Origin of the sequence: Candidatus Enterococcus avicola (assembly GCF_047470845.1) — a bacterium.
In the GTDB taxonomy this organism is placed as follows: Bacteria; Bacillota; Bacilli; order Lactobacillales; family Enterococcaceae; genus Enterococcus_D; species Enterococcus_D casseliflavus.
Window position 1 is genome coordinate 1 of record NZ_JBLGTY010000039.1, and the last position, 13,827, is coordinate 13,827.

At 45.0% G+C, this 13,827-nt stretch carries 13 protein-coding genes, 1 tRNA gene and 1 other annotated feature; of the genes, 6 read left to right on the forward strand and 8 right to left on the reverse strand.

Annotated features, from left to right (window positions below):
- Positions 1-73 precede the first annotated feature (73 nt).
- Both ACI3E5_RS16970 and ACI3E5_RS16975 read right to left on the reverse strand, forming a co-directional pair.
- On the reverse strand, positions 74-676 hold the full coding sequence (locus tag ACI3E5_RS16970; protein ID WP_498822126.1) for a LysR family transcriptional regulator: 603 nt from the start codon (positions 674-676) through the stop codon (positions 74-76).
- Positions 677-811: 135 nt separating this feature from the next.
- Positions 812-1,651 carry a MetQ/NlpA family ABC transporter substrate-binding protein gene (locus ACI3E5_RS16975; protein WP_005225386.1) on the reverse strand — a complete coding sequence of 280 codons (840 nt, stop codon included), beginning with the start codon at positions 1,649-1,651 and terminating at the stop codon, positions 812-814.
- A gap of 49 nt (positions 1,652-1,700) precedes the next feature.
- Positions 1,701-1,932 (reverse strand) — a binding site (T-box leader).
- Positions 1,933-2,133: 201 nt separating this feature from the next.
- Here ACI3E5_RS16975 and ACI3E5_RS16980 point away from each other — a divergent pair.
- On the forward strand, positions 2,134-2,739 hold the full coding sequence (locus ACI3E5_RS16980) for a short chain dehydrogenase (protein WP_208788218.1): 606 nt from the start codon (positions 2,134-2,136) through the stop codon (positions 2,737-2,739).
- A gap of 81 nt (positions 2,740-2,820) precedes the next feature.
- Here the strand turns inward: ACI3E5_RS16980 and ACI3E5_RS16985 are convergent, their stop codons facing one another.
- From ACI3E5_RS16985 to ACI3E5_RS17000, 4 genes are all read right to left on the reverse strand, one after another.
- Complete coding sequence (locus ACI3E5_RS16985) at positions 2,821-3,405, reverse strand: SOS response-associated peptidase (RefSeq protein WP_005225388.1); 585 nt, start codon at positions 3,403-3,405, stop codon at positions 2,821-2,823.
- Positions 3,406-3,623: 218 nt separating this feature from the next.
- The gene (locus ACI3E5_RS16990; protein ID WP_005234527.1) at positions 3,624-3,770 is read right to left on the reverse strand and encodes a hypothetical protein; all 147 of its coding nucleotides are present in this window, start codon (positions 3,768-3,770) and stop codon (positions 3,624-3,626) included.
- A 464-nt stretch (positions 3,771-4,234) separates the two neighbouring features.
- Positions 4,235-5,839: an amidohydrolase gene (locus tag ACI3E5_RS16995; RefSeq protein WP_428207814.1), complete on the reverse strand. Its 1,605-nt coding sequence runs from the start codon at positions 5,837-5,839 to the stop codon at positions 4,235-4,237.
- Positions 5,840-6,919 (reverse strand): ABC transporter substrate-binding protein, encoded by a 1,080-nt coding sequence (locus tag ACI3E5_RS17000; protein ID WP_034868369.1) that lies wholly within the window; start codon positions 6,917-6,919, stop codon positions 5,840-5,842.
- A 267-nt stretch (positions 6,920-7,186) separates the two neighbouring features.
- Here ACI3E5_RS17000 and ACI3E5_RS17005 point away from each other — a divergent pair, with 267 nt between their 5' ends.
- The 4 genes from ACI3E5_RS17005 to ACI3E5_RS17020 all read left to right on the forward strand — a co-directional run bounded on the left by ACI3E5_RS17005 (position 7,187) and on the right by ACI3E5_RS17020 (position 10,455).
- Entirely contained in the window at positions 7,187-8,155 is a 969-nt protein-coding gene (locus tag ACI3E5_RS17005) for an NADP-dependent oxidoreductase (protein ID WP_005225392.1), read from the forward strand.
- Positions 8,156-8,169: 14 nt separating this feature from the next.
- Positions 8,170-8,532: a TIGR02328 family protein gene (locus ACI3E5_RS17010; RefSeq protein WP_005225393.1), complete on the forward strand. Its 363-nt coding sequence runs from the start codon at positions 8,170-8,172 to the stop codon at positions 8,530-8,532.
- Between the two features lie 152 nt (positions 8,533-8,684).
- Complete coding sequence (locus tag ACI3E5_RS17015) at positions 8,685-9,746, forward strand: LLM class flavin-dependent oxidoreductase (RefSeq protein ID WP_087627089.1); 1,062 nt, start codon at positions 8,685-8,687, stop codon at positions 9,744-9,746.
- Positions 9,739-10,455 carry an NADPH-dependent F420 reductase gene (locus tag ACI3E5_RS17020; protein ID WP_010747699.1) on the forward strand — a complete coding sequence of 239 codons (717 nt, stop codon included), beginning with the start codon at positions 9,739-9,741 and terminating at the stop codon, positions 10,453-10,455. The genes ACI3E5_RS17015 and ACI3E5_RS17020 overlap by 8 nt, the downstream gene beginning before the upstream one ends.
- Before the next feature lie 236 nt (positions 10,456-10,691).
- Here ACI3E5_RS17020 and ACI3E5_RS17025 read toward each other — a convergent pair whose 3' ends face one another.
- On the reverse strand, positions 10,692-11,144 hold the full coding sequence (locus ACI3E5_RS17025) for a DIP1984 family protein (RefSeq protein ID WP_010747700.1): 453 nt from the start codon (positions 11,142-11,144) through the stop codon (positions 10,692-10,694).
- Positions 11,145-11,705: 561 nt separating this feature from the next.
- Here ACI3E5_RS17025 and ACI3E5_RS17030 point away from each other — a divergent pair.
- The gene (locus ACI3E5_RS17030; RefSeq protein ID WP_428207815.1) at positions 11,706-13,358 is read left to right on the forward strand and encodes a peptide ABC transporter substrate-binding protein; all 1,653 of its coding nucleotides are present in this window, start codon (positions 11,706-11,708) and stop codon (positions 13,356-13,358) included.
- Between the two features lie 93 nt (positions 13,359-13,451).
- Here the strand turns inward: ACI3E5_RS17030 and ACI3E5_RS17035 are convergent.
- Positions 13,452-13,533: transfer RNA gene (locus tag ACI3E5_RS17035), tRNA-Leu, on the reverse strand.
- Positions 13,534-13,827: the final 294 nt, after the last annotated feature.

Below are 13,827 nucleotides of genomic sequence, written 5' to 3' on the forward strand. Positions count from 1 at the left end.
GTGATATTTCCTCCAGTGTGTTTTCTTATATTTTACACACCTTATCTTTTCTGTCTAGTTAAGTGTAGCCTATTCAGCGTACTTGCGGATAGGGGGCGAGATCCTTTAAGGAAAGCTGCTTTTTTTCTGTCAAGGGATGAGTCGCTCGTAAAAAGACATGGGGGCGAAACCGTCCCAACGCCTCGAAAGACAATTGGGCGCCTTGCAACAGTCGTTCCAATCCTGCTCGGTTTTGCTCATTCAAATAAAGAACCCCAAATTCACTTCGATATTGCTGCACGTCCGTGATTACCTTTAAGGTCGTGGTTTCTAAAAGGCGAAACTGGCGACAGTCGGGAAATTCCTGCAGCAGCTCACTGAAAATTCCAGCCGTGAAATCATAGTGCTGGCTTGCGATGGCGAAGGTTTGACTCGCTGCTTGCTTGCTGGAAAAACGCGTTTGCAGCTGCGCCACTTGACTCAAGATCGGCTGGGCATGGTCTAGAAATTCCGAGCCTTCGGCAGTCAAGCGGGCACCTTGATTCGTACGCTCAAAAAGCTGGACCTCCAATTCTGTTTCCAACTCTTTCACGGCTTGGGAAAGACTTGGCTGTGAGAGATACAGCCGTTTGGCTGCTTCACGAAAACTTCCATGGTCAGCGATCGCTTGCACGATCCGAATTTGTTGAATATTCAATTTTTGACCTCCTTTACAAAGATTCAGACGGAAAAAGGGTCCACCAATCAATAGTAGTCAGTTCTTTTCCTTCTATAATAGAAGCTTCTTAAAAAATAAGACGACAGTTGCTGCTTATTGCTACTTGTGAAGCGGTTATTGCAATTCTTCAGGAATAAACCAATAGCCCGTTTGATTCTCTTCTGCCAGCAGTTCTTTAAAGGCTTCAGAACGATATGCTGCCACCACTGCCTGTGCCCAATCACTGTCTTGGTTGGCTTCTTTGACCGTTGCCACCAGTTCATACTCTTGCAAAATGTCTTCACTTAATAAGCTTTCCTCTGCAGCAATTCCAGCACTATAAACGATGCTGCCGGGAATCACCGCATAGTCTAAGTCTGCTAAGCTGCGGGGGATTTGCGCAGAATCCATCTCGACGATATCCAGGTTATAAGGATTGTCAGTAATGGTTCTTAACGTCGCGTCAATGGGCGCCACTTCGGGGTCAAGTTCGATCCAGCCAGCTTTTTGCAGCAGCAACAGGGCACGGGCGCTATTTGACGGATCATTGGGAATCCCGATGGTATCGTTTGCTTCAATCGCTGCTAAATTGTCCTTTCTGCCAGGATACAAGCCAGCTGGAACGGTAGGGATCGGTGTGATACCCACCAAATCGGCACCCGTATTTTCATTAAAGTTCTCTAAATAGGCGGTATGCTGATCGACGTTTAAGTCGATTTCGCCATCGTTCAGTGCAATGTCTGCTTCCAATACCCCAGTAAAGCCAATATCAGTCACGGTATAGCCTGCTTCTTCTAAAATCGGTTTGATTCCCTGAAGAAACAGTTCGCTGTAAGGTCCTGGTGTCGTACCAACTCTGATTTCTGTCTGCTGCTCTTCGGCATTTCCGGTCACTTCTTCTTGGTTGCCGCAGCCAGAAAATAAGACCAAGGACAACAGACCAATGCCCATACCTAATCGAATCCTTCGTTTCATACCTCTTCCTCCTTTTTTATAAAAAAAACCTTCCCAAAGACAATTCTTTGGGAAGGACGATCATTTCGCGGTACCACCTTCATTTGTTTTTTGTTAAAACAAAAAACCTCAGTCAGTTCATCAAATAAACTGCATTGCGCTATCGGGCTTTCTCCGTCGGGGATTGTTCGTCCACGAATGCTCAAAGGTCATCTTCGGATCGTCTTCCTTACTCGTTTCCACCAGTTCCGAGTTCTCTTGAAAGAAAGGGGGGATCGTACTCTTCTTCTCACTGCATGTGTATGAAATTAGTAGTATCTTAGAACAAGATGAGAAAGTTGTCAATTGCTTTCGTGATAGGTGATTCCAATCACTACGCAGGTAGTAGGGGAACAAATAGGTAAGGGTAAGAATAGACCAATAAGTCAGGAAAAGCAGATGAATGGTCGAAATCGCTTGGTTGGGTTAGAATCGAAGCACAAAACAAAAAAAGAGGCGAGGAAATGAAATTACTTTTGATTGGACACACCGGCACACTTGGGCAGCTTTTAGTTGAAGGCTTTCAGCAACTGCCAGAGGTGGAGCTGATCACGGCTAGCCGTAGCAGCGGCGATCATCAGGTCGAAATTGCGGATGCAGCCAGTGTCAGCCAGCTATTTGCAGCTACTGGGAAAGTGGATGCCATTGTTTCCGCTGCGGGAAGCACAGTGTTTAAACCCTTTGAGGAATTGACGCCAGCAGATATTCAACAATCAGTGGCTTCGAAGCTGCAAGGACAAGTCAACCTTGCGTTGATTGGCCAGCATTTTCTCGCTGAAGGCGGCAGTATCACACTGACTTCTGGAATTATCAAAGACGAATTTATCCCAATGGGCACGCCTTCAGCACTGGTCAACGGCGGTTTGGAAGCCTTCGTGGCATCGGCAGCTTTTGAGATCGGTCATGGGATACGAATCAATGCAGTCAGTCCCAATGCGCTTGTGGGCTCTTGGGAAACCTTCGCCGATTCTTTCAAAGGCTTTATTCCCGTTGGTGACGCACCCGTTTTTGCAGCGTATCAAAAAGCAGTCTTTGGGATCATGACTGGCAAAACCTTCACCGTTTATTAAGAAAAAGCAGAAATAGGAAAAACCGCCAAATCAAAGCTGACTTGGCGGTTTTTGTTCTGCTGAAAAAGAAGCAGCAAGCAGTTAAGAAGAGAGCAATTGGGTTTTCAGCTTGGGCATTTCTGCTTTGAGTTGTTGGCGAGCAAAAGCCAAGTCATTGATCCAAGAAGCAATCGCTTCTTTTTCTAAGAACAGAGGCATTCGATCATGGACTGGTTCAACAGAATCGTTCGCGGCAGTCGTTAGAATGATTGATTCGGTTTCGATTTGATCCTCTTTTTGAAGGATGCGATAAAAACCAGCGGCATAAATCACGTGATCTTGCGAAAAGAGAAACTTTTCCTTTTCATGATTCCATTCATAGAAACCAGACATCGGAAAGACACAGCGATGCTCTTGGAAAGGTTTGCGAAAAGTCGGTTTTTCTTCAACGGTCTCAGAACGGGCATTGATCATCAAATGCCCTTTTTTAAAGCCGGTAAAGCCCCATCTTGTCACACCAGCTACAACTTGTTGTTGTTGATTTGCACCGATGGTTACGACATGATTGGAAGGGAAAACATCATTGACAGCGACAGTCTGTTGGCGCTTGCGGGCTTTCGCCGCGGCTTCTTGATAATATTCTGACAATTCGCCAGTTGTTGGGTCAAATAAGTATCGGCCGCACATGGACGGGTCACTCCTTTTTTTGGATTGGCTGGTGCCTTTGTTTCAGTATAAAGACTCAAGGCGTCAAAACCAACTAACTTGCTTCACTTCTCGATTCAACAAGAAAAGGATCTTAAACATATGTAAAAAGTCAGGAGTATCGCTTGATTTGCTGGAAATCAGATAACAAAAAAAGGCAGTCACCTACTGAGGTTGACAGCCTTTTTTATTCTAGTTGGTTAGCCAATTTTTTTAACTCTCCCGCCGATTTTATTTGCGAAACGTTCAGCATCTTCTCTGCAAGTATAGGTCAATGCAATTGTTTTGTCCCGTGTTCTTTTTCCTTCGGCGGTTAGATAACCATGAAAGATTTTAATCGCATACAATAGATAAACACCTCCTTATCCTTGGTAATAATAACAAATTTACCGCTTACATTCAAGGGATATAGTAAAAGTTTATTTTTTGTTAGTTATTTTATTAAGAATTTATTCAAAGGTTTAAGAAACGATTGAAGGAGAAAGGGAGGGGGTGGAATAGACCAATGATTGCTGTTAAAAGGAAAAAGCTCCTGGGAAAAAGAGGCATGTTTCTGAATTTCCATCAAATAAAGAAACTGACAACTGCTTGAATTATTCTTTTGCTGCGCCAATCGAATAGACCAATCCACGCGAATCAAAATGGCCGAAAGAAAACCTATGATAAAGCATAGCTGCCAAGCAGGGAATCCATCGTAAGGGATAGGGGCAAGTACGAAAAGGGAGAGTGGTCCAAACTAAGCACCTGTTTCTGTATTTTTTGATCAAAGAAAAACACCAGACCTTGTACTTTCACAAGATCTAGTGTTTCATCAGTTACCCCAATAAACAAATCGCCCATCAAATACGGTCGCTTCAACGGTCGTTTGAAGCAATTCTTCGGCAGTCAAAGGCAAGATGTTTTGGGACAAAATACAAAGATCGGCTAAACAGCCAACTTCTAATCGCCCGATATCTTGCCGACTCAAGGCTTTAGCGGCGCCTGCGGTGTGGGCATAGAGGGCATCGGCGATGGAGATTTTTTCTTGGGGCATCAATCCGCCTGCTGGCTGGCCGTTTTTTTCCTGCCGAGCAACCGCATAATACAGCGAGTCTAAAGGAGTCACGTCGATCACGACTGGCGTATCAGTCCCAAAAGCCAAGGTTGCGCCTTGTTCTAGAAAGGACTGAAAAGGAAACATTTGACTGGCACGTTGAGGTCCTACTTCTTCATCGAGGGTCTCATAACCGACTAATAAATGGCTAGGCTGTACGGAGAGTACCAGTTGTTCTTGGCGAACTAGTGGCAGATCAGCGTCATCCATCACTTCCAAGTGTTCCAAGGTATTGGCTTTGCCTTTAGAAAGCGGGTGAGCAGCAGCACTTTCTTGATAAAAGAGGAGTGCTTGTCGAATCGCTTCATCACCGATGGTATGGATGCGCATCGGCCAGTCTTGCTGGTTGGCTTGTAAAATAAAGCGGCGCATCCGTTGAACATCGATCAACGGCATCCCGACATCACCAGCAAAATACGGTGTTTCATATTCCGCTTTTAAAAAAGCCGTGTGCGTACTCGTCACGCCATCAAAAAATTGTTTGACACCGCCCATTTGTACTTTTTCGGAGCGATAAGTACGGTAAGTTTCTTTCAGTTGCGTGATGTCTTCTCGCATGGCTGGATAAAAGACAGTGCGCAAGGTCGCTTCTGCTTCTGTTTGCCGATAAAGAGTGGGGTAAACCAAATCGTCCCAGCTTTCTCCTGTCAAGGCAACATCACCGATCGTCGTAATGCCGTATTGATTGAGCTGCTTCATATAGGTCAGAAAGGCAGCAGGGCTTTGTGCTTGGAATGACTGTAAGACCTTTGCTAAATAATGAATGGCGATCGCTTCTAAAAAGCAGCCGCTTAATTGTCCGCTGTTTTCGTCAAGCAGTGCCTCCCCGCTGATCCCTGCTGGTAAGTTCTCAGGTGTGATCCCTAAAGCAGCGATCCCTTGGCTATTCAACCAAATACTGTGGGCATCACCGGAAATCAGCATGACAGGCGTGTCGGCACAATAGTTGTCGATCGAGTCTTTCGTCGGGTAGACTTGCTGACCAAAATCACTGCTGAACCAGCCGATGCCGATTTTCCATCCATGGGTGATGGGCAAGGCGGGCACTTGCTGGGCAACGGCTTCTTCTGTCACTCCCGTAAGATGGGTCAGTGCCCCTTGATGGAGTAATGCGGAAAGATAAAAATGAACATGAGCATCAATAAAGCCTGGGATGATCATTTGTTCTTTGAGATCAATGACCTGGGTGTCTTCAGCAAGTGTTGGCAGCGCTGAAAGAGGACCCACAGCCGTGATTTTCTGGTCTTCTATCAGGAGAAAGCCCGCAAAAGTCGTTTTTGTTTTGGTATCAAAGATGTGTTCAGATTTTAGTAATAGTGACAATTATAATCCCAACTTCCATTCAAGGAAAAAATCGTTGTAAAGCTCAACTGCTTCTTTTCCTAAGTATTCATAATGTTCCATTTGTTCCATCGCACTTGGCTCAGGGTAGAAAGCCTTGTCAGCAGTAAGTTCTACTGGCAGCATAGCTTTGGCCGTTTCACTCGGCGTGGCGTAGCCCACGTATTCGGCATTTTGTGCGGCATTTTCTGGTCGCAGCATAAAATTGATGAAGGCGTAGGCTCCCTCAAGATTGCCAACGGTTTTCGGGATCGCAAAATTGTCTGTCCAAATCGCACCGCCGTCATTGGGAACGATATAGGTGACGGCAGGATTTTCCGCCATCACATAAGCGGCATCGCCCGAATATCCGATTCCTAAAGGGGCATCGTTGTTGATCATCAAGGTTTTGATCTCGTCGGTCAAAACTGCTTTGACATTGGGACGGATACTTTCCAGCTTCTTCAAGGCTTTGGCGACTTTGGTCGGGTCTTTTTCATTTTGGGAAAGACCGAGCGTCTGTAACGCGATTCCTAAGGTTTCGCGAGCACCATCCACCATCAATACATCATTTTTAAATGCAGGGTCCCATAAATCACTCCAGCCATGGATCGAAGAAACATCAACTTCTTCAGTATTTGCCATGATTCCGATCGTGCCCCAAAAATAGGGGATTGAGTAGGTATTGTCAGGATCAAAGGCTTGATCCATCAAAAAAGGCGACAGATCTTCCGTTCCCGTCAATTTCTGATGGTCTAAAGGCACTAACAGTCCTTCTTCGATCATTTTCGGAATGATCGATTCGCTAGGGAAAACCAAATCATAGCGCGAGCCGCCTTGTTTGATTTTCGTTTCCATCGCTTCGTTGGAGTCAAATGTATTATAAATCACTGAGTAACCAGTCTCAGTTTCGAATGTTTTGATCAATTCGGGGTCAATATATTCGCCCCAATTGTAAATAATCACTGTATTTTTGTCGGACGAAGTTGCTGCCCCCGATTCTTTCGTTAACACCGAAGCACCTAAAAACAGCAACGCGGTGATGCCGATCACACCGCCAAAAAATACCCACAACCTTTTCAATTCATCAATTCCTTCTTTCTCTACAATTTCGTATTTCTTGAGTAGCGTAATTGATTTTTAAAGAAAAGGCAATAAAAAAATGAAGAAAAAATAAACCCATTTCTTTCAAGGCTTTGAAGGAGGAACGGCTAGGTGGCTGGGGCAGTTTCCAAACATATCATTTGTCAAATTCCCTCCTTTTGCCTAAGCTAGGGAAGTGAGAAATCAAGGGATGGAAAAACAGGAACCTCTCTTTGATGAAGAATGAATGTAAGGAGTGAAGCATCAATGGAAACACGTGCTGTCGTTATTGAAGCCTATGGTGGAAAAGACCAATTAAAAGAAGCAACGGTCCAATTACCAGAATTAAAAGCAAATCAATTATTAGTCAAAGTTGCCGCAACGTCCATCAACCCGATCGATTGGAAATTAAGAGAAGGCTATTTAAAACAAATGTTTCCGTGGGACTTCCCAATTATTTTAGGCTGGGATGTCGCAGGGGATATCGTAGAAATAGGTGCTGACGTGACAGAGTTCAAAGTTGGTGATGCAATCTATGCCCGCCCTGAAACGACTCGTTTTGGGACGTATGCTGATTACGCCATCGTGGATGCTGAGTTAGCAGCGATCAAACCAGAAAACCAAAACTACGCAGAAGCAGCTGCAGTGCCATTAGCTGGTTTGACTGCTTACCAAGCGTTGTTTGAACACGGTCGTTTAAAAGAAGGGGAAAAAGTCTTGATCCATGCCGGAGCAGGCGGAGTTGGTACCTATGCGATCCAACTAGCAAAAGCAGCTGGCGCTTACGTCATCACGACGGCTAGTCCTCGTAACCATGAGTTATTACAAAAACTTGGTGCCGATGAGATCATCGATTACCACACGACAGATTTTGAAGAAGTCTTGCAAGACATCGATTTGGTCTTTGATACGATGGGGGGCGACACCCAGAAGAAAAGTTTCACTGTCTTAAAACCTAAGGGCCGTCTGATCTCGATTTTGAGTATTGAAGACGAAGACTTGGCAAAAGAAAAAGACATCTTCGCCAAAGCAGTTTGGTTACGAACCAACGGCAAACAATTGGCAGAATTGACAGAGCTGATCGAAGCAGAAAAAGTCAGCAGTATCATCGGTGCAACCTTCCCATTGACAGCACAAGGAATTTACGATGCCCACGCATTGAGTGAGACACACCATGCAGTCGGCAAGATCGTTGTTGAAAACCAAGACAATTTCATCAGCCAAGACGCAGAATAAAGGAGGCTGAACCGATGCGCTTATGGCATGAAGCACTGATACCTGCTTTGCCTCGGCAGCAGCTGTTAGGCCAGCATCGTGAAGCAGCAGCCTTGCGGGGGCTAGGCTGGGGTAAAAAGCACGCAACCGTCGATTACGTTTTTACCCATCCGCCCTATAAATTGTTTCAATACCATCAGTTAGTGCTGGATGAAATGACCCGTCGAGGCTATCGGCCAGCACCTGAATGGTACGATCCAGCGTATCGTGGCAAAAATCTGCCGCTGGAACCATCCGTTCAAGCCGTCCCTTTGACTAAGCCGATCTATCCAGAACATGATGAAGCATACTTGGAAGAATGCTTAGTGAATCTCCATAGTAAAGGGATCTATCTTTAAAGACCAAACACTTTCCTGAATTTTTGTTCGGGAAAGTGTTTTTTTGCTTTAAAATCGACAACTTACAAAAAGTAAGCATATTGTTCGCAACTTTTTTTGTTCCTTGTTATAGTGAGAACAGAGAATCAGTAATGAGAAATGAGGAAAAGAAAATGACCATCAATCACAGAAATCTTGAATTTGGGTTAGATACTTTTGGCGATCTAGCCTTTGATGATACAACGAAAGAACGGATCAGTTACAGCGAATCGTTGCGCAATATCGTGGCAGAAGGAAAATTAGCCGATGAAGTCGGCATCGATGTCATTGCCTTAGGGGAGCACCATCGGGAAGAGTATTCGATCTCAAGTCCTGATACGGTACTAGCGGCTTTAGCGATGGTTACCAAAACCATCAAATTAGGTACCGGTGTAACTGTCTTGAGTTCGGATGATCCCGTGCGGGTCTACGAACGGTTTGCGACCGTTGACGCGTTGTCGAACGGTCGTGCACAAATCATGCTGGGACGAGGATCTTTTACTGAATCATTCCCTCTATTCGGCTATGACTTGCAAGATTATGAAGAACTATTTGAAGAAAAAACAGCGATGTTTAGTGAACTGAGAAAAGGCAAACCATTAACTTGGGAAGGCAAGTTCACGCAATCCTTAAAAAATGCCGACGTTTTTCCAAAAATCGAGGGACACCAATTAGATACCTATGTAGGTGTCGGTGGAACCCCTGAATCGATCATTCGTGCCGTCCGTTATGGGTTTCCCGTTATGTTAGCGATCATCGGTGGCGAGCCTGCTCGTTTTGCGCCCTATGTTGATCTGTATAAAAAGGCAGCGCAGCAATTGGGGCAACCGATTTTGCCAATCGGCATGCACTCCCATGGTGTGATCGCCGACACCGACGAAGAAGCCTATGAAATCGGCTGGAACTACATCAAAAAGAGCATGGACAAAATCGGTCTTGATCGCGGCTGGCCAGCCATGAGCAAAGAGCGCTTTGACTTTGAAGTCGAACATGGATCTTACTATGTAGGCAGTCCAGAAACCGTGGCGCAAAAAATCGCCCGTATGATGCCGCAAGTCGGTGTAGAACGCTTTGATCTGGTTTACGGTACTGGCGGACAGCTGCAAAAAGACCGTTTCAAAACGATTGAATTGTATGGAACCAAAGTGATTCCACGGGTGAAAGAATTGTTGGCAGCAGGTGATAGCAATGCCTAAAACCATCGGTATTTTAGGCGCAGGCAAGTTAGGCTTAGCACTCGCAAATCTTGGTGCCCAGGCGGGCTATCGGGTCTTGATCGCCAGTACGAAGCCAGCAGAAAAAATCGCCTTGTCCGTTTCTGTGTTGGCTCCGGGAGCGATCGCAAAAAATGCCGTTGAGGTGATGACAGAAGCCCAAACGATCCTTTTGGCAATCCCATTGAGTAAGTACCAACAGCTGCCAGCAGAAGCTTTGGCTGGCAAGCTAGTGATCGATGCCATGAATTATTGGTGGGAAGTCGATGGCAAAGAAACAGAATACTCATCCATCGAGCAGACTTCTTCGGAACGTGTGCAACGCTATTTTTCCCAAAGTAAAGTAGTCAAAGGATTCAATCATATGGGGTACCACGATATCCAAGAGGAATCCTTGCTGACGAGAACGGCTGCTCAAGGAACTGCCAAAAAAGCCATCGCCATTGCTGGTGATGACCAAACCGCCCTCGATCAGATAGCAGAAATCGTTGCTGCCTTCGGCTTTGATCCCTTTCCTATCGGTGCTTTAGCTAATGGCATCATGTTAGAACCCGGCAGTCCTTTCTTTGGTGCCAATCAAACCAAAGAGGGATTGACGGCATTGATGAAGGCGTTTTGGAGCAGTGAGAAAGGGCAAGCGTTTCTGGCGCGTCCTTCCGCTGTGAGTAACAAGCAGCAGGTTCCTCAGTAAAAGAGCCGGCTCCACGTACGGCTGGATACGATAAAAACAACCCTCTTCTCAAAAAAAGAAGAGGGTTTTTCCCATCCAGTCAAATCAGCACGTGGTCGCTAAAAAATACAATGTGATTGTTACGATTGTGATTCGTAAGCAGTGGTTGTTACGTTTACGTCTCTGCCAGACGTTCCATAGTGTACATATTAGCCTGTACCTGCTTTGTGCTCGCCTTTGACACCCACCCATGTTTGTTAAAGATCGACTAGCCAGTTGGTTTGTTGGATCTTTCCATCTAATTCTCGCAGCTGTTTGGCGGTCGTATTCAATTGCTCCGTTAGCGTTTTTGTATCGATCGTGCGCACCAGTCGAATTTCGTTGCGACCCATTCGGGGAGCTGCTTTGGTTTCATCCAGTGCTTGCGTAAGCAGTGCATGCTTGCGGCGCAGCTGTTCTCGCTGTTCTAGTGCTTCCATCAGCAATAACGCACTATCTGCTAAAGAGGCAGTCGCATTTTTCCGATTGATGGCTACGACTAATTCTGAATACTGTTGATTGATCTCATCGTATTCCTTGAACAATTCTGTGATACTACGATCCAAGGTATCGCCTTCTTGGACTAACACACTGCTAGAGATTTCGTTGCGCAATTGAAACAGACGATTGTTCAAATCTCGTCTTAAAAGTAACGCTTCTGCTAATTTCATTTTGGCACACTCCTTTTTACAAATGAGAAGGCTTATCTAGTTCTTATCCTAGAGAAGAACGTGACGAAAGGCAAGCAAGACGCAAAACAAGCTCTGATAGAAAAATCATAAAAAACTGAATATTCGCAATTCTTGTTGACTTCCAAAAACACCAATAGTATACTTTAAAACAATCATGAAATAGACAAAAAAACGTCATTTACCTGTTTTTTAGATAAAAAGAAAGACGATGAAGAGAAGAGTAGCTTTGGAATCTGTTAGAAGAGAACCCGGATGGTGAGAAAGGGCAGCAGAAAAAAAGTGAAGATGAGCTCTGAGTGATCTGATTTGTTCACGCAAATCAGACGGAAAGCAGCCGTTACCGTGCCAAGTATCTTAGCGTACTGTTGAGGTGCCATTTGTGAGAATGGTGCGAAAAAGGGTGGTAACACGAAAATCTCGTCCCTTTGTTTGTCAAAGTTGATAAGCAAAGGGATGAGGTTTTTTCTTTTTATCGTTGAATGCGTTTTTTGCTGTCATGAAAAACACTTGCGTTGGTTGCGCAATCACATAGGAGGAAGAATGAAAATGATCTGGAAGAAGCGTTTATTGGTTGCAGCAGGAGTGATTGGGTTGACCCTTTCTGGCTGCACGACAACAGGAAATACCGAGGGATCAGAGGCTGAAACTAACGGTGTGCCGAATCAAGCGATTGCGGTGAGTCTACCAGCTGAGCTGACGACTCTCGATACGACCCAAACGACGGATAAAGCAACGTTTACCATCGTACAACATTTATTCGAAGGGCTCTACCGTTTCGATGAAAACAGTGAACCAGTTCCAGGCTTGGCAGAAGGAGTCGAAATCAGTGAAGATGGCAAAACCTATACCTTTACTTTGCGAGATGATGCGAAGTGGAGCAATGGCGAAGCGATCACTTCGGCTGACTTTGCTTATGCGTGGAAAAAGTTAGTTGATCCAGCAACGATGGGACCAAACGCCTATTTGTTGGATAATGTAGTCAATAGTAAAGACATTCGTGAAGGCAATGCAGACGTAGAAACGATTGGTCTGGAAACCCCAGATGACGCGACCTTTATCGTACAGTTGGAGCAGCCGCAGCCTTCGTTTTTATCCTTGATTTCCATCGGCTGGTTGGCACCGCAAAATCAAGCCTTTGTTGAAGAAAAAGGCGAGACCTATGCCCGGACAAGTGAAGATTTGTTGTATTCTGGTCCCTTTGCTTTAACCGATTGGCAACAGACAGGAGACGAGTGGACGCTAGTGAAAAACGACCAATACTACGATGCTGATGTCATTCAATTGGAGGAAATCAAAGGCTCCACCATCAAAGAAGAAAATACGGGGATCCAATTGTTTGAAAGCGGCGACCTTGATTTGCAAAAAATCAGCGGGATCTACGTCCAACAATACGGGGACAATGAAGAACTAGTTACGCAAAACGATGTGGCGAACTTTTTCTTAGACTTCAATAAAACCGCCAAGGATGCCTTAGCAAATGTTCATGTGCGTAAAGCAATCGCGTTGGCGATCGACAAAGAAAGTCTCGTGGATAATGTGTTGAACGATGGAGCGAAAGTTTTAAATGGATTGATCCCTACTGGCTTAGCTGCGAATCCAAATACTGGCGAAGATTTTCGAGCATATAGCGGTGATTATAATCTGTATGATTTAGAGGCTGCCAAGGAAGAGTGGGAAAAAGCCCAAGCGGAAATTGGTGAAAGTACGACGCTGCGTTTATTAGTGACAGATGATGACAATGGTCAAAAAATCGGGGAGTACTTGCAAAGCCAACTGCAAGAAAACTTGCCAGGCTTGTCGATCTCCATCAACAAACAGCCACGTGCCAGCTTAAATCAATCAAGAGCAAATAGTGATTATGAGCTTTCCGTTTCTGGCTGGATCGCTGGAAGCAGTGACATGGATATGTTCTTTATCTTATACAAAAACGGCGCTTCCTTTAATTACGGCGGCTATGTCAATGAAGAATATACGGCGTTGACGGAAGATGCGCGCACCGTTCATGCCAATGACCCCGATCAATATTTTGAAGATTACAAAGCGGCAGAAGAAATTTTGTTGGAACAAGATGCTGCGCAAGTCCCTCTTTACCAAAGTGCTTCAAATTATTTGATCAAATCAAATGTTAAAGACATCCAATTCCCAGCTTATGGTGCGCATTTCTTTTTCCGCACCGCCTATGTTAGTGAATAAGGGGAAAAATAGTTGAATGAAACGCGCATGTTTATTCGATGAACATGCGCGTTTTGCAACAAAAAAAGCAGTTCAGAAAGCTGAACTGCTAAATGCGGAAGATGGGAGTTGAACCCACACGAGATAAACTCACACGCGCCTGAAGCGTGCGCGTCTGCCATTCCGCCACTTCCGCATAAGATAAAGATAATCCTTTCTAGGAAGAAAATCAAGTCCAATCTCACAAAAAGGAGCCCGCCAGCGGGGACTGGCGGGAAGGAGTAAAAATGAAAAAGTGTTAGGGTTGTTCGTTGGTATGCATTTATAATAGCGGGAAAATGTGAAAAAAAGTTGACGAATCAAACAGAATTCCGAGAAGAAATCGCCAAGAAAAAGTGAAACCATTTAGAACAGTCAGAAGGCAAAAAGGAGCCCGCCAGCGGGGACTGGCGGGAAGGAGTAAAAATGAAAAAGTGTTAGGGTTGTTTGT